We start from the raw sequence: 19,394 nt of genomic DNA, 5'->3' as shown, positions 1-19,394 counted from the left end.
GCCGTTTACTCCTTTGTGAATGCCAGCGCCGGTACGTTGCCGGTCTCGGTTTCGTTGTCGATGTCCTGGGTCGCGGGCTGCAGGGGAGCGACCCAGGGCAAGGTGAACGAGAAAATGGTTCCGCCGTCGGGATTCGGCGCCGCCCACAGTCGCCCGTGATGCGATTCGATGATCGTACGGCAGATGTTCAGCCCCATGCCCATGCCCTCGGCCTTGGTGCTGAAAAAGGGTTCGAACAGGCGCTGGGGGTCCAGCTCGCCCAGGCCGTGGCCGTGATCGCGCACGGCGACTTCCAGCGTGTCGTCGCGCTGGGTGACGCTCACGAAGACCTGCCGCTGCGTGGCGTCGGCCATGGCGTCCATGCCGTTCTTGATGAGATTGAGCAACACCTGCTCGATCAGGATCGGATCGGCCATGGCATCGGGCAATCCCGCCGGCACCTGCTTGACGATCTCGATACGGCGCTTCTCGGCGTCGATCTCGGCAAAGCCGACGGCGTTCTCGATGACCTCGGCGATGTCCACGCGCTGGTGGCGCGGCTCGCTGCGCTTCACGAACTCGCGGATGCGGCGGATGATCAGCCCGGCCCGCGCGGCCTGCGCCGCCGCCTTCTCCAGCGCGGGCAGCAGATGCTCGGGATCGGTCTTGCCGGCCTTGACCAGGGCCACCGCGCCCATGCTGTAGTTGGCGATCGCGGTGAGCGGCTGGTTCAGCTCATGGGCCAGCGACGACGCCATCTCGCCCATGGTGATCAGCCGGCTGGTCATCTGGATCTTTTCCTGCTGCAGCAGCGAGGCGTCTTCCTGGGCGCGGCGCTCGGTGATGTCGCGCGCCACCTGCATGCGCACGCGCCGCCCGTCGGTCCAGGCGAGCATGCGGTGGTGCACCTCGAACCAGCGCTTGACCGAGGGCGAGTAGACCTCGACGGCCTCCTCGGTATAGCGGCCGCGCCGGCCGGCGAGGAGCTGGCCGTGGCCCGCCGCCTGGGAGCCGAATATCCGGCGATACGTCTTGTTGGCGAACAGCAGCTCCAGCCCCTGCGGGCCGTCGGCCGTCACCGAGATCGCATCGTCCAGCCCCTCGAGCACGGTCATGAAGCGTTCGTGCGCGGCGGCCAGCGTCTCGCGGATGCGCTTGGATTCGGTGATGTCGGTGATCGAGGTCATCCAGCCGGTCTGCACCCCGTTGCGGTCCACCAGCGGCGAGACGTACATGCGCGTGGTGAGGCGTGAACCGTCGCGCCGCTGGGCCTGCATCTCCAGCCCGCTGGTGGGCGCGTTGCCGGCGAGCAGCATGGTCATCATCCGCTGGTGCGCCGCGTGCTGGCCGGGAACCCAATAGGGGAACGGCGGTGTCCTGCCGATGAGGTCGGATTCGTTCCAGCCGATCAGGCGGCAGAACGCCGGGTTGACGTAGGTGATGCGGCCCTCCATGTCGAGCACCCGCATGCCCGTCAGCATGGAATTCTCCATCGCGCGGCGAAATGCCGTCTCGGCGATCAGCGCGGCTTCGGCGCGCTGCCGGAAGCGCGTATGGCGCCACAATGTGAAGAGCGCCCACACAATGACCAGCGAAAGCGACAGAACCACCCACTGCAGGGCCTTCGGGGAGGCGCCACTCAGGGCAAGATAGGGGTTCTCGAACTGATCGGTCCAGATCAGCACGGCCGCAAGCACGCCGCCCAGCGCCGCCAGGGCGATCAGGGGGGTGACCCAGTAGAGATGGCGGCGGACCCGGCCGGTTTCCGGCAGAGGTGCGCTGGCGCTGGTTTGTGGTGGTCTGGCCATGCTGCAAGTGTAATTCGGCACTGCAACAGAGTGCAGCCGAATGGAGTCCTGTTTATTTCACATTATGGAATGATGCGCCGCAATATGAAATTTTGATTGCCCTGCACGGGGAGAGCCCCCTAGAATTCGGGGCATTCGATGACGAAACTCGGAGACCCGCATCCATGTCCGCGCTACCGAACACCCCCCAAGACGACGACGTCGACGAAACCCAGGAATGGCTGGAGGCGCTCGAAGCCGTGCTCGACCGTGAGGGTCCGGAGCGCGCGCATTTCCTGCTCGAGCGCCTGATCGACCTCGCTCGCCGCTCCGGCGCGAACATGCCGTTGCGCGCCACCACGGCCTACGTCAACACCATCCCGCCCCACCTGGAAGTGCCCTCGCCGGGTCGCGCCGACCTCGAAGAGCGCATCCGCTCGTTCGTGCGCTGGAACGCCATGGCCATGGTGGTCAAGGCCAACCGCCACTCCCCCGCGGACGGCGGCGACCTCGGCGGGCACATTGCGTCCTTCGCTTCGGTGGCCACCATGATCGGCACCGGCCAGAACCATTTCTGGCATGCCGAAACGGCCGAGCACGGCGGCGACCTGGTGTATTTCCAGGGGCACTCCTCGCCCGGTGTGTACGGCCGCGCCTACCTGGAAGGCCGCCTGACCGAGGAGCAGCTCGACAACTTCCGCCAGGAAGTCGACGGCAAGGGCCTGCCCTCGTACCCGCACCCCAAGCTGATGCCGGACTTCTGGCAGTTCCCGACCGTCTCCATGGGCCTGGGCCCGATGATGGCGATCTACCAGGCGCGCTTCCTGAAGTATCTGCATGCCCGCGGCATCGCCGACACCAGCAAGCGCAAGGTCTGGGTGTTCTGCGGCGACGGCGAGATGGACGAGCCCGAATCGCTGGGCGCGATCAGCCTGGCCGCGCGCGAGAAGCTCGACAACCTGGTCTTCATCATCAACTGCAACCTGCAGCGCCTGGACGGCCCGGTGCGCGGCAACGGCAAGATCATCCAGGAACTCGAAGGCGACTTCCGCGGCAGCGGCTGGAACGTCATCAAGCTGATCTGGGGCGGCTACTGGGATCCGCTGCTCGCGCGCGACAAGGAAGGCATCCTGCGCCGCATCATGGAAGAGACCGTCGACGGCGAATACCAGGCCTACAAGGCCAACAACGGGGCCTTCGTGCGCGAGCACTTCTTCGGCAAGCATCCCAAGCTGCTCGAGATGGTCAGCCGCATGACCGACGAGGATGTCTGGCGCCTGAACCGCGGCGGCCACGATCCGCACAAGGTCTATGCTGCCTTCCATGCGGCGGTGAACCACACCGGCCAACCCACGGTCATCCTGGCCAAGACCATCAAGGGCTACGGCATGGGCCGCGTGGGCGAGGCCAAGAACCCGACGCACCAGCAGAAGAAGCTGCCGCTGGAATCCATCCGCGAGTTCCGCGACCGCTTCAACATCCCCGTGCCCGACGACCAGCTCGACGCGCTGCCGTACTGCAAGCCGGCCGAGGATTCGGACGAGATGAAGTACATGCTCGAGCGGCGCAAGGCGCTGGGCGGCTTCCTGCCGCACCGCCGCCAGCGTGCCGACGAGACCCTGCCGGTGCCCGAGCTCAAGGCCTTCCAGGCCGTGCTCGATCCCACCGCCGAGGGCCGCGAGATCTCGACCACGCAGGCCTTCGTGCGCATTCTCACCGCGCTGCTGCGCGACAAGGCGCTCGGCCCGCGCGTCGTGCCCATCGTCGCCGACGAGTCGCGCACCTTCGGCATGGAGGGCATGTTCCGCCAGATCGGCATCTACGCGCCCGAGGGCCAGAAGTACATCCCGGTCGACAAGGACCAGGTCATGTACTACAAGGAGTCCAAGGACGGCCAGATCCTGCAGGAAGGCATCAACGAGGCGGGCGCCATGAGCTCGTGGATCGCGGCGGCCACGTCGTACTCCTCGAACAACCGCATCATGGTGCCGTTCTACATCTATTACTCGATGTTCGGCTTCCAGCGCGTGGGCGACCTCGCCTGGGCCGCCGGCGACATGCAGGCGCGCGGCTTCCTGCTGGGCGGCACCTCCGGGCGCACCACGCTCAACGGCGAGGGCCTGCAGCACGAGGACGGCCACAGCCACCTGCTCTCGAGCACGATCCCGAACTGCGTCTCCTACGACCCGACCTTCGGGCACGAAGTCGCGGTCATCATCCAGGACGGCCTGCGCCGCATGGTGGGCAACCAGGAGAACGTGTACTACTACCTGACCCTGCTCAACGAGAACTACGCGCATCCGGGCCTGAAGCCGGGCGACGAGGAAGGCATCATCCGCGGCATGTACCTGCTGCGTTCCGAGCGCGCCGAAAAGGCCGACGCGCCGCGCGTGCAGCTCATGGGCTGCGGCTCGATCCTGCGCGAAGTCATGGCCGCCCAGGAACTGCTGCGCGACGACTGGGGCATCGCCTCCGACGTCTGGAGCGTCACCAGCTTCACCGAGCTGCGCCGCGACGGCATGGACTGCGAGCGCCACAACCTGCTGCATCCCGAGGGCGAGGCCCAGGTGCCGTACGTGGCCCGCCAACTGGCCGAGCACCCGGGCCCGGTCGTGGCCTCCACCGACTACATGAAGATCTTCGCCGAGCAGATCCGCGCCTATCTGCCGCGCGATCGCCAGTTCCGCGTGCTCGGCACCGACGGCTTCGGGCGGTCGGACTTCCGCAGCAAGCTGCGCGAGCACTTCGAGGTCGATCGCCACTTCGTGGCCCTGTCGGCGTTGCGCGCGCTGGTCGAGGAGGGCGTGCTGCCCAAGAATGTGCTCGCCGATGCCATCAAGAAGTACGGCATCAATCCCGACAAAGCCAACCCGCACCACGCCTGACCACGGGTCCAAGCGCAGTCCTCGCCCTCAGGGCGGGGACACGCGCGAGACCAACCCAAGCTGGCGCCGCAGGCGCCCCCATTTTGTGGCGAGAAGCTCCCGCCTTCGGGCGGGAGCGACTCACGGAAGGAAGCACGAGGCATGAGCCAACTCACAGAAATCAAGGTCCCCGACATCGGCGATTTCGCCGAGGTCGAGGTGATCGAAATCCTGGTGGCCGAAGGGGACACGATCCAGGCCGAGCAGAGCCTGGTCACGGTGGAGTCCGACAAGGCATCGATGGAGATCCCGGCCTCGCAGGGCGGGGTGGTCAAGTCGCTCAAGGTCAAGGTGGGCGACAAGGTGTCCGAGGGCTCGGTGCTGCTCGAGGTCGAGCCGGCCGAGGCCAAGGCGGAGCAGCCCGCGAGCGCCAAGGCCGGCGACAAGGCCGATGACGCCCAGGCCGAGGCGCCCAAGGCCGAGAGCGGCAAGGCGGCGGGCGGCAAGGCGGCGGGCGGCGGCGATCCGCAGGCGCCGAAACCCGCGTCGGCCGAACCGGCCCGCGCCGCGCGCGAGGAAGCCGCGGCAATGCCGGCCGGGCAGGCCCAGCGCACGCCGCCGGTAGTGGCTGCGACCGACAGCACGGTGCCCGTGCCGCACGCCTCGCCTTCGGTGCGCAAGTTCGCCCGCGAACTCGGCGTGGACCTGCACCGCGTGCGCGGTTCCGGCCCCAAGCAGCGCATCACCCAGGACGATGTGCGCAATTTCGTCAAGCAGGCGATCCAGGGCGGTACGCCGGCCGCCGCGCCGGCTGCGGCCGGTTCGGCCGACGGCGCCGCGCTCGGCCTGCTGCCGTGGCCCAAGGTGGATTTCGCCAAGTTCGGTCCCATCGAGACCAAGCCGCTGTCGCGCATCCAGAAGATCTCGGGCGCGAACCTGCACCGCAACTGGGTGATGATCCCGCACGTCACCAACAACGACGATGCGGACATCACCGAACTCGAGAAACTGCGCGTGCAGTTGAACCGCGAGAACGAGAAGGCCGGCATCAAGGTGACCATGCTCGCCTTTCTCATCAAGGCCGTGGTGGCCGCGCTCAAGAAGTATCCGCAGTTCAACGCCTCGCTGGACGGCGACACCCTGGTCTACAAGCAGTACTACCACATCGGCTTCGCCGCCGACACGCCGAATGGCCTGGTCGTGCCCGTGGTGCGCGATGCGGACACCAAGGGCGTGCTCGAACTGGCGCAGGAGACTTCCGCGCTCGCCAAGAAGGCGCGCGACGGCAAGCTCTCGCCTTCCGAAATGCAGGGCGGCTGCTTCTCGATCTCGTCGCTGGGCGGGATCGGCGGCACGCACTTCACGCCCATCATCAACGCCCCCGAAGTGGCGATCCTGGGCGTCTCGCGTTCCTACGAGAAGCCGGTCTGGGACGGCAAGCAGTTCGTCCCGCGCCTGACGCTGCCGCTGTCGCTGTCGTACGACCACCGGGTCATCGACGGCGCCGCGGCCGCGCGCTTCAACGCGTACCTCGGCGGTCTGCTCGCCGATTTCCGCCGCGTCATTCTCTGAGGGAGTCCGTACGATGAGTCAAACGGTGGAAATCAAAGTCCCCGACATCGGCGACTTCGCCGAGGTCGAGGTGATCGAGGTGCTGGTCGCCGAAGGCGACACCATCGAGGCCGAGCAGAGCCTGGTCACGGTGGAGTCCGACAAGGCATCGATGGAGATTCCGGCCTCGCAGGGCGGGGTGGTCAAGTCGCTCAAGGTCAAGGTGGGCGACAAGGTGTCCGAAGGCTCGGTGCTGCTCGAGGTCGAACCGGCCGAGGGCGGCGGCAAGAAAGACGCCAAGGAAGCACCGCCCGCGGCCAAGGACGATGCCCCCGCCCAGGCGAAGGAAGCCGTCCCGGCGCAGGGCGCGGGCGAGCCGGCCAAGCCTGCGCCGGAAGAAAAGCGCGAGCCCGCCCGCGCGGCCGCGCCGGCGGCGCCGGCCTATGAGGGCAAGGCCGACGTCGAATGCGACGTGCTCGTGCTCGGCGCCGGCCCCGGCGGTTATTCCGCGGCCTTCCGTGCCGCGGACCTCGGCCTGAACGTCGTGCTCGTCGAGCGCTATGCCACCCTGGGCGGCGTCTGCCTGAACGTGGGCTGCATCCCGTCCAAGGCCTTGCTGCACACCGCGGCCGTGATCGACGAAGCCAAGGCCATGGCGGCCCACGGCATCAGCTTCGGCGAGCCCAAGATCGATCTGGACGCGCTGCGCAAGTTCAAGGACGGCGTGATCGGCAAGCTCACGGGCGGCCTTGCCGCCATGGCCAAGATGCGCAAGGTCACGGTGCTGCGCGGCACCGGCCGCTTCGTCGGCCCGAACCACCTGCGGGTGGAGGGCGAGAAGGCGCAGGTGGTGGGCTTTCGCAACGCCATCATTGCCGCGGGCAGCCAGTCGGTGAAGCTGCCCTTCCTGCCCGAGGACGAGCGCATCGTCGACTCCACCGGTGCACTGCAACTGAAGGCCGTCCCGAAGAAGATGCTGATCGTGGGCGGCGGCATCATCGGCCTGGAAATGGGCACGGTGTATTCCACGCTCGGCGCCCGCCTGGACGTGGTCGAGATGCAGGACGGCCTGATGCCCGGCGCCGACCGCGACCTGGTCAAGGTCTGGCAGAAGATGAACGCGCCGCGCTTGGACAACATCATGCTGAAGACGCGCACGGTATCGGCCGAGGCCCGCGAGGACGGCATCTGGGTCGGCTTCGAAGGCGAGGGCGCCCCCAAGGAGGCGCAACGCTACGATCTCGTGCTGCAGGCGGTGGGGCGCAGCCCCAACGGCAGGAAGATCGACGCCGAGAAAGCCGGCGTGGCCGTCACCGACCGCGGCTTCATCGACGTCGACGGCCAGATGCGCACCAACGTGCCGCACATCTTCGCCATCGGCGACATCGTCGGCCAGCCCATGCTGGCGCACAAGGCGGTGCACGAGGCCCACGTGGCGGCCGAAGTCGCCGCCGGCGAGAAGAGCTGGTTCGACGCGCGCGTGATCCCGTCGGTGGCCTACACCGATCCCGAGATCGCCTGGGTCGGCCTGACCGAGGACGAGGCGAAGAGGCAGGGCGTTGCGGTGAAGAAGGGGCTCATGCCCTGGAGCGCCTCGGGCCGGGCGATCGCCAACGGCCGCGACGAAGGCTTCACCAAGCTGCTCTTCGACGCCAAGGACGGCCGCATCCTGGGCGGCGGCATCGTCGGCACCCATGCCGGGGACCTCATCGGCGAAGTCGCGCTGGCCATCGAGATGGGCGCGGACAGCGTGGACATCGGCAAGACCATCCACCCGCACCCCACACTGGGCGAATCCATCGGCCTGGCGGCCGAAGCGGCCGACGGGCATTGCACCGACCTGCCGCCGGTGAAAAAGCGGTGAAGGCAGGCGCCGGCCTCGCCGGGCCGGCGCCACGGCGGCTGTTGCACTGGCCGCCTGCGGCGGCTTGCGGCATCAACTGTGTTTTTATACAGTCACCGCCTAGGGTGCGAGACACGGCTACCCACGGCGACGCCCGCCCGAACCCCACCACGGAGACAGCATGGACCAGGATGCATACTTCTGGCAGATCCAGTCAGGCCGTATCCCGCAGCCGCCCGCAGCGCACACCCTGGGCATGACGATCACGGCGGTGGACGCTGCGAGCGGCACGCTGCAGGCGACGTTCGAAGGCAAGGCCGCCTTCGCCAACCCCGCCGGCCACATCCAGGGCGGGTTTCTCTCGGCCATGCTGGACGACACCATGGGGCCGGCGCTCGCGGCCACCTTGGCGGCCGGCGAGTTCGCGCCCACGCTGCAACTCAACGTGCAGTTCCTCAGCCCGGCGGTACCGGGCGTCTTGCATGGCACGGGGCGGGTGCTGCGGCGCGGCGGGCAGATCTGTTTTCTCGCCGGCGAACTCGCCCAGGATGGCCGCCTCGTCGCCACGGCGACGGCCACGGCGGCGATCCGCCGCCTCTAGGGTGGGATAGCGGCCTTCATCCGCGGGCGCGCGCCCGGCTTCAGGCCCCCGCCGCGCGCGGCTTGACGGCCGCCGCCGCGCGTGCCGCCTTGGCGCGCGCCATCTCGACGTCCTCGTGCACCGCCAGGGCCACGCCCATGCGGCGCTTCACGAACGATTCGGGCTTGCCGAACAGGCGCAGGTCGGTGCCGGGGTCCGACAACGCGGTGGCCATGCCCTCGAACACCAGTTCCTGCGCGTCGACCCCGCCATAGATGACGGCACTGGCGCCGGGCTCGCGCAGGCGCGTGTCGACCGGCAGGCCGAGCAGAGCGCGCGCGTGCAGCTCGAACTCGTTCTGCGCCTGGGTGACCATCGTGACCATGCCGGTGTCGTGCGGGCGCGGGCTCACTTCCGAGAACCACACCTGGTCGCCCGCCACGAAAAGCTCCACGCCGAACACGCCCAGCCCGCCCAGCTCGCCAGTCACCTTGGCGGCGATCTCGCGCGCGCGCGCCAGGGCGAGCTCGGACATGGGCTGGGGCTGCCAGCTCTCGACGTAGTCGCCGTCCACCTGACGGTGGCCGATGGGCGCGCAGAAATGGGTCTGCACCTCGCCGTCGGCCGAGTGCGCGCGCACGGTGAGCAGGGTGATCTCGTAGTCGAACTTGATGAAACCCTCGACGATGATGCGCCCCGCTCCCGTGCGGCCGCCCTCCTGGGCGTACTGCCAGGCGCGCGCCACGTCGTCCGGGCCGCGCAGCAGCGACTGGCCCTTGCCCGACGAGGACATCACCGGTTTGACCAGGCAGGGATAACCGATGCCGCCGTCGATGGCGGCCTGCAGCTCGGCCTGGGTGTCGGCGTAGCGGTACGGCGAGGTTGGCAGCCCGAGGGTCTCGGCCGCGAGGCGGCGGATGCCTTCACGGTTCATGGTGAGGCGCGCGGCGCGCGCGGTGGGCGTCACACGCGCCGCGCCTTGCGCTTCCAGCTCGACCAGGACGTCGGTGGCGATGGCTTCGATTTCCGGCACGATGATGTGCGGGCGCTCCTCGCCGATCACGCGGCGCAGCGCATCGCCGTCGGTCATGGCGATGACGTGCGCGCGGTGCGCCACCTGCTGGGCGGGCGCATTCTCGTAGCGGTCGACGGCGATGACCTCGGCGCCCAGGCGCTGCAGCGCGATGACGACTTCCTTGCCCAGCTCGCCGGCGCCGAGCAGCATGACGCGCAGCGCGCTGGAGGACAGGGGGGTGCCGAGCGGGGGAAGGGGAGCGGTGCTCATGGAACGGTCCGTGCGAAGGTGATCGACAAGGCATTAATGTAACGTCTTCGCAGCCCTTCACGGCCATGCGGGGCCGGCCTCAGCGGTGCAGTTCCAGGATTTCCAGATCGGCTTCGTGCGGCGGGCGCGGGAACTCCAGGCGCATGCGCTGCGGCGAGATCGGCACCAGATAGCCCACCTGGTTGCGCGCGCGCTTCTCGCCGTAGCGCGGGATGTGTGCTTCGTCGCCCAGCGCGAGCGCGCCGGCATAGCCCAGGCGGGTTTCGCCGATGTCATAGAACGTGCCGCCGGTGCGCTGCGAACCGGTGAGTTTCTCCAGCCGCAAGCCCTCACTGTCATCGGTGATGCGGCATTCGAAATCCTGGTAGATCACGATGGGCAGCTCGGGAACGCGGGCGAGCTTGATCACGCGGCACCGCCAGACCCCGGCCAGCTCGGCCGGGGCGATGTCGCGCGCAGACCCCTCCAGCACGCGCTCGAGCTCGGCCACCTGCGCGGGCTCGCCATGCTTGCGCACGTATGCCAGCGTATCGCGGCGCACCGGTTCATACATCGAGAGACGGTCGCGATCCAGGCTGGTCAGCATGTCCGGAAACGGCGCATCGGCGCGCACGGGTGCCGAGGCGAAAAGCAGCAGCGCGGCGGCGCCAGCAGCGCAAAACAGGCGAGAGGGCACGGATGTTCACCTTGCACGACCAAAGCCTTATGGTCGCACACCCGCGCATGTCGGAATGTATGCGGCTGTGTCCCTTTGGCTGGCGCGATCACGCCGCGACGCGCTCCTGCTGCTCGACGCCGATCGTCGGCACGCCGGGCGTCCAGCGCTCCACACGCACGATGCGCCCGGATTCGTCGTGACGCACCAGCAGGCGCTGCGCACCCTCCGGCATACCCAGGCGCGCCGCCGATGCGAGCGTCGGGCCGGGCCGATAGAGTTCCTCGACCTCGGCCTGGTCGCGCAGCCGTATCCAGTCGTGAAAACCGCAGATGATCATCCAGCTCACGAGCAGGGTGGCCATGCCCGCGACCACGCCGACATACACCACGAGTTCGGCGACCTCCGCCGCCGTGCCTCCCACGGTCACCAGCGAATGGTGCACGTACAGCGCGAACAGCACCCACATCACGGTCACCATCGCCGGGCGCAGGAGGCGGAACCAGGCGGCATACAGCAGGCCTTCGCTGCGGCCATAACGAATCACATAGTCGCGCAGCGGCGCCGCGCTTGCATCGATGATTATGCCTTTCATACCTTCATTCCTCTATCTGGGCTAACCCACCGTGCACGCGAGCGCGCGCGGCGGAACAGGACCTGGGGCAGGGCAATCACCGTGGTGATCATGCCCAGCATCCAGAACGCGACCGGATACCACACCGTATCCAGGTAGTACCGCAGGATGCGGTAATCGTACTTTCGGTCGATGACGATGCCGGCCAGCAATTGCGCCAGACAGGTCAGGAACAGCAGCGTGCCGTGCCAGCGCGGCACCACGTCGTAGCGCCAGCCCTCCGGCAGGGTGAAGAACATGCCGACCAGCGCCAGCACGATCAAGAGGAGCAGGCTGTAGGCCCACACCACGCTGAGCCAGAATTCGAAGAAGATCGGCCACATCAGGATGTGGCGCGGATGCATCAGGCGCGGCGCGTACTTCATGGCCGTCTGCAAGCCGCCCTTGGCCCAGCGCAGCCGCTGCCGGTACAGCCCCTTGATCGTCTCGGGCATCAGGATCCAGGTCAGCGCGCGCGGCTCGTAGCGCAGCCGCCAGCCCGAGAGCTGCAGCTTCCAACTGATGTCGATGTCCTCGGTCATCATGTCCGCGCTCCAGTAGCCCACGTTCTCGAGCGCGGAGCGGCGAAACATGGCCATCACGCCCGAGACCGTCATCAGGCGGCCGTACAACTGCTGCGTGCGCTTGATCAGGCCGATGATCGAGGAGAATTCGCCCACCTGCATGCGCCCGAGCAGCGTCGAGCGATTGCGGATGCGCGGGTTGCCCGTGACTGCGCCCACCTTGTCGTCGGCGAGCAGGTGCGTGAGCATGAAGGTGATGGCGTCCGGGTCCGGCAGCGAGTCGCCGTCGATGCACAGGAGAAACTCCGCGTCGGTCAACTGCGCCGCGGTGGTCAGACCGATCGCCTTGCCCTCGTTGCGGTGCTGGTGCAGTACGAGCAGCTCGGGGTGGTGATCGACCAGACTGTCGAGCAGGGGGCCGGTCTCGTCGCGGCTGCCGTCGTTGACCGCGATCACCACGTAGTTCGGATAGCGCATCGTGTGCAGGTGCGAGATGACCTCGACCACGTTGGCGCCCTCGTTGTAGCAGGGCACGACGATCGCGACCTTCGGGCAGCGCGGCAGCGCGGTGTCCTGCAGGCGCCGGCCTTCCTCGAAGATGAAATAGTGCAGCAGCCCGCCGATGATCCACAGGTAGGACATGAAGAACGGATAATAGAAAACGAAGCTGGTCAAGCTGACGTGCAATTCCTGCTGCATGGTGATCTCTCGTGCCTGTGGCGAAGTCAGCGGCGCAGGGCCTGCAGCGCCTGTTCGCGGCTTTCGTTCTGCTGCGGGCTCAGGCGGCGCACCTTGAGCGTGCCCATCAACGACATGGCCGGGCGCAGCACCTCGATGTTGGGGTGATCGCCGATGAAGTCGTCCGGGTAGTAGCCGTAGTGCACGGCGCCCAGCGAGCGCAGTTGCTGCATCTGCGTGAGCATCTCGCGGCTGTCCACGTTCTCCCCGGTGCGCCAGTCGCGCGACTGCAGCTCGAAGATCGTGCGGTCCAGGCCGTCGGCCGCGCGTACGTTATTGACCAGCATGCGCAGCCAGCGCTTGGGGTCCTCGGCATTCTCCATGCGGGGCATGGCCATCAGGGCAACATAGTCGTAACTGTCCAGGAAGTCCTGCAGGTTCTGCGAGAAGTCGCGCTCCGTGGCGGGGTCCATCACCGGCATGGCGAACAGATTGCGCGCCTTGCGCATGACTTCGCCGCGCTGATAGCCCTCGACCGTGCGGGTGATCTCCTGCGTGAAGTCGATCAGATAGCGCGTCTTGGCCCGTACCCATCGGTCGTGCAGCTCGGGCGAGGCGCGAATCGCCTGCACGTCCGGCGGCAAGCCCCAGCTCTCGTAGACTTTCAGCGCTCCCGGGCTGGCGTCCTCGGTGTCGTCGAGCACGGCGTCGTCGTGAAAGAGAATGCCCTCGAACCAGGCGTTCTTCGCCAGGTCCTCGTAGATCTCGTCGATGACTTCCCGCACCTGCGGATCGAAGGGCGAGAGCCGGGTCGGGCTGCCGACGCCGCGCTCGCCCGGCCCCCGGCTGACCGACTGCACCGTGCGTCCGGCGACAGGATGCCCCTCGGGCAGCGTGAAGGTGAGCACGGGCATCCAGGCGTAGACGCTCACTTCGGCGCGCGTGCGCAGTTGCCATGACACGCGGTTGAAGAGGTCGGCTCGCATCGGCATGTGGCGATTCGGAAAGTACACCGACCGGATGTCGCCATCCCCCAGCGGGTCGGCAAACGCCTGTACATACACCGCGCTAGGCTCCAGGTCCCGGATGCGGTCGATCAGGGCCGACAGGTTGCGGTCTTCCTGCGCCGGATCGGGATCGTAGATGTAGTCCAGGTCGACCTGGACCACGCGCTGTACCGGCGCCGGCTCGATTTCGGTCCATACCGGTTCGCGCAGCGCCGCCTGCAGCTTGGCCACGTCGAACTGATAGTCGACCAGCGAGCGGCGCAGTTGCGACAAGGGCAGATCCGGCGTGTTGGGCCCCGTGCGCAGCGTGAACATGATGCCCATGCCCAGCTCGGCCGCGGCAGCGTCGGTGTCGCGGTTCTGCGCCCCATAGGGCCAGGCGATCGCGCGCGGCGCGCGGCCGGCGTGTTCGGCGATCAAGCGGGCGCTGTGCGCCAGGTCGGCCCGCACGCGCGCGCGATGCTCTTCGTCGGTTTCGTAGGTCCGGGTGACGGGGTCGTAGATGCGCGTCGAGGCGGCCGGGCGCTCGTTGCCCTGCGGATTGCTCAGGACGCCGCGGTGCAGATCGTGCGTGTGGGAGATGAACTCCACCAGAGGCGAGGCAGCCATCTCGCGCACCTGATCCCAATTGAGAAAGGTATTGCGCGGCACGGTGAGCTTGGCGCTCAGCGCGATCGGCTGGTCCGCCGGCAGATCCACCCACGACGTGACCAGGGCGAACACGGCCGGATAGCCGAACTGCTTGAGCAGGGGAAAGACGTGGGTGTAGTTGCTTGCGAAACCGTCGTCGAAGGTGAGCAGCACGGCGCGCGGCGGCAACGGCTTGCCGCCCGATCGCGATTGCACGACGTCGTCCAGACTGATCGGATGGTAGTCGTTGGCGCGCAGCCACTCGAAGGCATCGACCAGGCCCCGCGTCTCGATGGCGAAGGCGTCGGGGAAGTCGGCGAACGACGCGCGCAAGCCATCCCTCACGTCGTGCAGGCACAGGATGCGGAAGGTTTGCCCGTCGTCGGGGTCGGGCGGGGGCTGGAAGTCCATGCGCCAGGTGGCCGCGGGCGCGGCAGGGCTCATCAGGATGGAGAAAAACACCAGCAGGAGGCAGGCGTAGCGACGCATCGACTCGACTCAGAAAGGAATGTTGAGACTGAAATAGGCGGACAGCCGCTTCTCCGGCTCGCCGTCGTAGGGCCGCTTGCCGTAGCCGACGCCGTACACGATCCGGGTGTCGCGCTGCAGGTCCCAGACTTGTTCGAGGCGCACCTCCCATATGGGGTCGGTCCCGACACCTTGCTGGTGGTAGAGCCCCGCCGTGCCGTACACCCGCTGACGGAATGCGCGGCGTCCGTCGCGCCAGGGGCGCCATTCGTACATCACGGTCGCCTGGCCGCTGTTGTCGCTGGGCGGACTGAAGTAGGAGACGTCGCTGCGCCGGTTGTCCGAGTGCTCGACGGACACCCAGCCGGTCACGCCATGGCGCGGCGCGTCGTAGAGCGTGCGCGACACGCTCACCGCGCCGCTCTGGCGCAGGTTGCCGTCGCTGTAGTCGTCGCGCCGGTAGGTGGCGTCCACGTAGGTGCGGCTGCTCGGCTGCCAGCGCACGCCCAGTTGCATGCCCCAGGCATGCGTGCCGTCGGCGTACGCACGCCAGGGAATGTCATTCAGGTCCGAATCGACCTGCGCCGTGAGGCGCCAGCCGTCGGACGGGTAGTAGTGCACCATCCCGCTCGCGCCCGTACGCCCGTTGTCGCCGTTGGATCTGTGCAGCTCGGCCTGGGCTTCCACGCGGTCCTTGCGATAGTCCACGCCCACGCCGTTGCGCACGCGCGTCTTGCGCTCCGGGTCGAGGTCGGCCCTGCCCACGAACTGATGCACCAGGAGGCGGTAGTTCTCCGCGATCGGCGCGGAATACAGATGGGTGTCGATCGACCACTCGTTGCGGGCGGCGAACGGGCGATCGTCGCCGGTTCGCCCACCGCCTGCGTCCACCGTGAGCAGGGGCGAATCGTGTACTTGCAGGTCGCGCTGCAGCGCACGCACCGCACCCTGTTCGGGCAGCGCCTCGGACAGCGAACCGATGACCTCGCGGGCGGTCTTGTAGTCGCGCAAGGTCAGCGAGGAGCGGGCCAACCCCACCAGCGCCTCGATGTCGTCGGGACGCTCGTTCAAGTCCGCGCGAAAGGCATTGCGCGCTTCCTCCGGATGGCCGTCGCCCATGCGCGCGTCGGTCGCGGCGGCACGCAGCGAGGAGCTGAACGGCGCATCGTGCTGAAGCGCGTCGAGCACGCGCTGGCCCGCGTTCAGATTTCCTGTATAGACAAGATATTGGGCACGCAGGCGATTCGCGCGCTCGTAATCCGGGTTGGGCGTCTCGGGCAGGGGCGCCAGCGCGACATAGGGCGGCGACTCCTTCTCGGCCAGTGCGAGTTGCGCCGCGGCTTCCTCGGCGCGGCCGCGATCGAGGTAGGTGTAGATCAACTGCTCGCGCACCGCAACGCGGTCGATGTCGCCGGGCGTGGCGCTCGCCAGCGCGGCCTCGAAGCAGCGGATCGCCTCGTCGCGCCGCTCGGCGAGTTCGTAGGCCTGGCCCGCGGCGACCAGCACATAGGCCGGCGTCTTCTCCAGCGGCTGGCGCAGGCCCTCGAACAGCGCGATGGCCTCGTCGGTGCGGCCGCGCTGCGCCAAGGCGTAGATGAGATCGTGGGTAAGCCGCAGGCGCACAGCATCGTAGGCAGGTATTGCAGGCAGGCTGGCGCGCAGCGCCACGGCGTCCGCGATCGCGCTGTCCATCGCCACGTTGCGGCGCGGCGCGGCGCTCTCGCGCATTTCGGCGCGAGCCCAGCGTATGCGCTGTGCGATGGCGGCGTGGCGCAGGCTCGCGAGTTCCACCGGATCGAAGGCCTCCGGCTGGCTCTGCGCCAGGTCCAGCGCGAGACTGGCCGCGCCGGCCCCGGCCGCGGCCGATACCTTAGCGCGCAGTTCGTCGGCGTTCTGTGCGGCGTGCGCGCCGCTGGCCGTCGTTGCCGTAGCGATGGCGAGCGCAAGGCAGGAGCGGCGTAGGGCGGGGGAATCGAACATGCGAGGCATCATGCGATACAGCTTCCAGGGTTGCCGGGTCGCCGTGGCTGAAGGCTCGGCGATGTGGCGCCCATAGTAGGCAGTACCCGCCAGGCGCTACAACGAGGCAGATGGCCTAGGCCCCCTGGCGGAAAGGCTATAGTGTTGGTCTACACAATACGCAGCAAAGCGCCTCCGGCGGCGCGGGCAAGATGCGACAAAATCGACAGACATGGTGGCTGACCGGCGCCCGCTGGAGCGCGGGCGCGCTCGCGCTCGTCCTCTTCGCGGCGGTGCTCCTGCCCACGCTCACGCGCACCAGCGACGAGCCGCTCCTGGCGGCCCTGGCCAGCCATGTGGCCTATCTCTATGGCGCCGCCGTGATCATGGGCGTCATCGGCTGGGTCGACAGCTACTTTCTGTACCGGCGCAACCGCGAGGATCGCCGCGTCTAGCGCGCCTGTCTACGCGCATCGCCCAGAGCCGGTCTGCGCGGGCCGCCGGTGCAGCGCAGCATGCGCAGCGCCCGGGATGTACACATACGGAAACAAAGCGTCGGCACGCTTAAAACAACCGGCCTAGGCCCGCGGCCCGCGCGCTCGGCTCAGACCCTGCCTACGCCATTTTGCCGATGCCTGGCACGGAGGAAATCCTCTAATTTTCGCTAGAGCACCGGCACACCGCCGGGCAATCGCCGTCGATGCGCAGCGCGTGGCCAATCGCCGGCAGACCTAACCACGCGCGCCTGCCGGAGCCAGTCTTCACATGTTCGTAGCGGCGTTGATGGACCCGCATCCCCTGCTTCGGCTGGGACTGGCGCGTATTCTGGGATCGATCTCGAGCATCGGCGATGTGCACACCTACGACCCTCACGACCTGGAGCCCGCGAGCACCGGTTTCGCGCGCCTGGCGACTGCGGACATCCTGCTCTTCGGCATGTGCGGGGACGAGGCCCTGGACCAGCAGCGGCTGGAGCGCATGAGCGCCCTGGTCTCGCCGCGCCACGTGCTGCTGCTGGCCGACGACCCGCACTGGATGGCGCCGCGCCATCCCCTGGTGGCCGGCCGGGTCAGGAAATCCGCACCGACCGACCTGATCGAAGCCGCGGTGCGCCTGATCCTCGCCGGTGGCCGCTGCTTTCCGGCCAGTTGCAGCGCCGGCGAGGGGCCGCACCCGGTGGCCCAGGCTGTGCCGGCCGCGGCCGCCGTCCCGGCGAGCATCCCGCATGATCTCGGCGAGGGCCAGTCTTGGCCGTCCACGCAGGAGATCGCGAACGGCGCACGCGCGCTGCGCATCACCCCGAGGCAGTTCGAGATCCTGGTGCTGCGCTCGCACGGGCTGTCGATGAAAGCCGTGGGACAGGCACTGCACATCTCGGAGGCGACGGTCAAGGCCCATGCCTCGTCGATGTACCGCCGGCTCGACGTGGCCAATTGCCAGGAAGCCATCCAGCTCGCGGTACGCCGCGGTGTGCGCCTGCAGGCCACGGTGGAGGCGGTCCCGCCGGCGGACGATATGGACGGCTGAGCAACGGGCGGCATCGCCCTGATGCCCTGGGTGCGGCGGGCGGCATCGCCCGCGGGCACCGGGACGCGCCACGCGCAGGCCTCAGGTCGCGGCCGACTGCACCGCATCGGCGAGGCGGCGCACGCAGTGCTCGGCGGTCGTCGGATCGACGTGCTCGACCATCAGGCGCAGCTTGGCTTCGGTGCCCGAGGCGCGGATCAGCACCCGGCCGCGGCTGCCCAGTTCGCGCTGCACCTGCAACTGCGCCTCGCGCAGGCGCGTGTTCTGGCGCCAGTCCGTACCGGGTTCGATGGGGACGTTGACCAGTATCTGCGGGTACAGCACGAGATCGGCGATCCACTGGTCCAGCGGCTGATCGGCCTGGCGCAGCGCGGCGAGCACCTGCAGCGCGGCGACCAGGCCGTCGCCGGTGGTGTGGCAGTCCAGGCACAGCAGGTGGCCGGAGCTCTCGCCGCCATAACGCCAGCCGAGCGCCTGCATGCGCTCGAGCACGTAACGATCGCCGACCGCTGCGCGCTCGAAGCCCACGCCGAGTTCGCTCAGACGGCGTTCGAGCGCGAAGTTCGTCATCAGGGTGCCCACCACGCCTTGCACCGGCGCACGCTGCAGGCGCTCGCGCAGGATGGCGTAGAGCAGTTCGTCGCCGTTGTATATACGGCCACTCGCATCCACCACCTGCAGGCGGTCGGCGTCGCCGTCCAGGGCGATGCCCAGGTCGGCGCCGCGCGCGAGCACCTCGCGCGCCAGGGCCTGCGGATGCGTCGCGCCGACGCCGTCGTTGATGTTCAGCCCGTCCGGTTCGCAGCCGATGCAGCTCACCGAGGCGCCCAGTTCGCGGAACACCGGCGCGGCAATGTGGTAGGCCGCGCCGTGCGCGGCATCGACCACCAGATGCAGGCCGCCGAGGTCCAACTGCGACGGAAAGGTGCTCTTGCAGAACTCGATGTAGCGTCCGGCCGCATCGTCCAGGCGCCGCGCCCGGCCCAGATCGGCCGAGGCCACGCAGCTCGCCGGCGCGAGCAGCGCCTCTTCGATCCGCATTTCGACGGCGTCGGGCAGCTTCATGCCCGTCGGCCCGAAGAACTTGATGCCGTTGTCCTCGTAGGGGTTGTGCGAGGCGCTGATCACAACGCCCGCCTGCAGGCGCAACGCCCGCACGAGGTAGGCGATCGCCGGCGTGGGCAGCGGGCCGGCGAGCACGACGTCCACGCCGGCCGACGAGAACCCCGCCTGCAGCGCCGACTCCAGCATGTAGCCGGAGAGTCGCGTGTCTTTGCCGATGAGCACTTGGGGCCGCGCGCCCAACGGCGCATCGCCATGTGCCAACACCCGGCCCGCTGCGTGGCCCAGGCGCAGGGCGAACTCCGCATTGATCACCGGGCCGCCGACTCTGCCGCGTACGCCGTCGGTACCGAAAACTCGATTCTGCATGGTCATGATGCTC

Annotated in this window: 14 protein-coding genes; 6 read left to right on the top strand and 8 right to left on the bottom strand. The window is 68.2% G+C overall.

Annotation, left to right across the window (positions count from 1 at the left end):
- Positions 1 to 5: 5 nt before the first annotated feature.
- Positions 6 to 1,787 (bottom strand): PAS domain-containing sensor histidine kinase, encoded by a 1,782-nt coding sequence (locus FOZ76_RS03755; protein ID WP_143946799.1) that lies wholly within the window; start codon positions 1,785 to 1,787, stop codon positions 6 to 8.
- Positions 1,788 to 1,951: 164 nt separating this feature from the next.
- Between FOZ76_RS03755 and aceE the strand changes: the two genes are divergently transcribed.
- The 4 genes from aceE (at position 1,952) to FOZ76_RS03735 (ending at position 8,625) form a co-directional block, all read left to right on the top strand.
- Positions 1,952 to 4,651 (top strand): pyruvate dehydrogenase (acetyl-transferring), homodimeric type, encoded by a 2,700-nt coding sequence (gene aceE, locus FOZ76_RS03750; RefSeq protein ID WP_143946798.1) that lies wholly within the window; start codon positions 1,952 to 1,954, stop codon positions 4,649 to 4,651.
- Positions 4,652 to 4,792: 141 nt separating this feature from the next.
- Positions 4,793 to 6,202 carry a dihydrolipoyllysine-residue acetyltransferase gene (locus tag FOZ76_RS03745; RefSeq protein ID WP_143946797.1) on the top strand — a complete coding sequence of 470 codons (1,410 nt, stop codon included), beginning with the start codon at positions 4,793 to 4,795 and terminating at the stop codon, positions 6,200 to 6,202.
- A gap of 13 nt (positions 6,203 to 6,215) precedes the next feature.
- Positions 6,216 to 8,045: a dihydrolipoyl dehydrogenase gene (gene lpdA / locus FOZ76_RS03740; RefSeq protein ID WP_143946796.1), complete on the top strand. Its 1,830-nt coding sequence runs from the start codon at positions 6,216 to 6,218 to the stop codon at positions 8,043 to 8,045.
- 160 nt (positions 8,046 to 8,205) lie between these two features.
- Positions 8,206 to 8,625 (top strand): PaaI family thioesterase, encoded by a 420-nt coding sequence (locus FOZ76_RS03735; RefSeq protein ID WP_143946795.1) that lies wholly within the window; start codon positions 8,206 to 8,208, stop codon positions 8,623 to 8,625.
- A gap of 40 nt (positions 8,626 to 8,665) precedes the next feature.
- Here FOZ76_RS03735 and purT read toward each other — a convergent pair whose 3' ends face one another.
- From purT to pgaA, 6 genes are all read right to left on the bottom strand, one after another.
- On the bottom strand, positions 8,666 to 9,889 hold the full coding sequence (gene purT / locus FOZ76_RS03730) for a formate-dependent phosphoribosylglycinamide formyltransferase (RefSeq protein ID WP_143946794.1): 1,224 nt from the start codon (positions 9,887 to 9,889) through the stop codon (positions 8,666 to 8,668).
- A gap of 79 nt (positions 9,890 to 9,968) precedes the next feature.
- A complete protein-coding gene (locus FOZ76_RS03725) occupies positions 9,969 to 10,565 on the bottom strand; it encodes a DUF4893 domain-containing protein (protein ID WP_143946793.1) in 597 nt (198 codons plus the stop codon).
- 88 nt (positions 10,566 to 10,653) lie between these two features.
- Entirely contained in the window at positions 10,654 to 11,139 is a 486-nt protein-coding gene (locus tag FOZ76_RS03720; protein WP_143946792.1) for a hypothetical protein, read from the bottom strand.
- On the bottom strand, positions 11,136 to 12,380 hold the full coding sequence (gene pgaC, locus FOZ76_RS03715; RefSeq protein ID WP_143946791.1) for a poly-beta-1,6-N-acetyl-D-glucosamine synthase: 1,245 nt from the start codon (positions 12,378 to 12,380) through the stop codon (positions 11,136 to 11,138). The genes FOZ76_RS03720 and pgaC overlap by 4 nt, the downstream gene beginning before the upstream one ends.
- A 26-nt stretch (positions 12,381 to 12,406) precedes the next feature.
- Positions 12,407 to 14,485: a poly-beta-1,6-N-acetyl-D-glucosamine N-deacetylase PgaB gene (pgaB, locus tag FOZ76_RS03710; RefSeq protein WP_143946790.1), complete on the bottom strand. Its 2,079-nt coding sequence runs from the start codon at positions 14,483 to 14,485 to the stop codon at positions 12,407 to 12,409.
- Between the two features lie 9 nt (positions 14,486 to 14,494).
- A complete protein-coding gene (gene pgaA / locus FOZ76_RS03705; RefSeq protein ID WP_143946789.1) occupies positions 14,495 to 16,444 on the bottom strand; it encodes a poly-beta-1,6 N-acetyl-D-glucosamine export porin PgaA in 1,950 nt (649 codons plus the stop codon).
- 191 nt (positions 16,445 to 16,635) lie between these two features.
- Between pgaA and FOZ76_RS03700 the strand changes: the two genes are divergently transcribed.
- Both FOZ76_RS03700 and FOZ76_RS03695 read left to right on the top strand, forming a co-directional pair.
- A complete protein-coding gene (locus FOZ76_RS03700) occupies positions 16,636 to 16,878 on the top strand; it encodes a hypothetical protein (RefSeq protein ID WP_143946788.1) in 243 nt (80 codons plus the stop codon).
- 310 nt (positions 16,879 to 17,188) lie between these two features.
- The gene (locus tag FOZ76_RS03695) at positions 17,189 to 17,950 is read left to right on the top strand and encodes a helix-turn-helix transcriptional regulator (protein WP_143946787.1); all 762 of its coding nucleotides are present in this window, start codon (positions 17,189 to 17,191) and stop codon (positions 17,948 to 17,950) included.
- An 81-nt stretch (positions 17,951 to 18,031) separates the two neighbouring features.
- Here the strand turns inward: FOZ76_RS03695 and glmM are convergent, their stop codons facing one another.
- The gene (gene glmM / locus FOZ76_RS03690) at positions 18,032 to 19,381 is read right to left on the bottom strand and encodes a phosphoglucosamine mutase (protein ID WP_425473229.1); all 1,350 of its coding nucleotides are present in this window, start codon (positions 19,379 to 19,381) and stop codon (positions 18,032 to 18,034) included.
- Positions 19,382 to 19,394: the final 13 nt, after the last annotated feature.

Origin of the sequence: Verticiella sediminum, from assembly GCF_007558815.1 — a bacterium.
Classification (GTDB): Bacteria; Pseudomonadota; Gammaproteobacteria; order Burkholderiales; family Burkholderiaceae_B; genus Verticiella; species Verticiella sediminum.
This window is presented reverse-complemented; position numbering and strand designations above follow the sequence as displayed.

Excerpts from the sequence above, each read along its gene's own strand:
- FOZ76_RS03755 (WP_143946799.1), bottom strand. The coding sequence starts at position 1,787 with ATGGCCAGACCACCACAAACCAGCGCCAGCGCACCTCTGCCGGAAACC.
- aceE (WP_143946798.1), top strand. The coding sequence starts at position 1,952 with ATGTCCGCGCTACCGAACACCCCCCAAGACGACGACGTCGACGAAACC.
- FOZ76_RS03745 (WP_143946797.1), top strand. The coding sequence starts at position 4,793 with ATGAGCCAACTCACAGAAATCAAGGTCCCCGACATCGGCGATTTCGCC.
- lpdA (WP_143946796.1), top strand. The coding sequence starts at position 6,216 with ATGAGTCAAACGGTGGAAATCAAAGTCCCCGACATCGGCGACTTCGCC.
- FOZ76_RS03735 (WP_143946795.1), top strand. The coding sequence starts at position 8,206 with ATGGACCAGGATGCATACTTCTGGCAGATCCAGTCAGGCCGTATCCCG.
- purT (WP_143946794.1), bottom strand. The coding sequence starts at position 9,889 with ATGAGCACCGCTCCCCTTCCCCCGCTCGGCACCCCCCTGTCCTCCAGC.
- FOZ76_RS03720 (WP_143946792.1), bottom strand. The coding sequence starts at position 11,139 with ATGAAAGGCATAATCATCGATGCAAGCGCGGCGCCGCTGCGCGACTAT.
- pgaC (WP_143946791.1), bottom strand. The coding sequence starts at position 12,380 with ATGCAGCAGGAATTGCACGTCAGCTTGACCAGCTTCGTTTTCTATTAT.
- pgaB (WP_143946790.1), bottom strand. The coding sequence starts at position 14,485 with ATGCGTCGCTACGCCTGCCTCCTGCTGGTGTTTTTCTCCATCCTGATG.
- pgaA (WP_143946789.1), bottom strand. The coding sequence starts at position 16,444 with ATGTTCGATTCCCCCGCCCTACGCCGCTCCTGCCTTGCGCTCGCCATC.
- FOZ76_RS03700 (WP_143946788.1), top strand. The coding sequence starts at position 16,636 with ATGCGACAAAATCGACAGACATGGTGGCTGACCGGCGCCCGCTGGAGC.
- FOZ76_RS03695 (WP_143946787.1), top strand. The coding sequence starts at position 17,189 with ATGTTCGTAGCGGCGTTGATGGACCCGCATCCCCTGCTTCGGCTGGGA.
- glmM (WP_425473229.1), bottom strand. The coding sequence starts at position 19,381 with ATGCAGAATCGAGTTTTCGGTACCGACGGCGTACGCGGCAGAGTCGGC.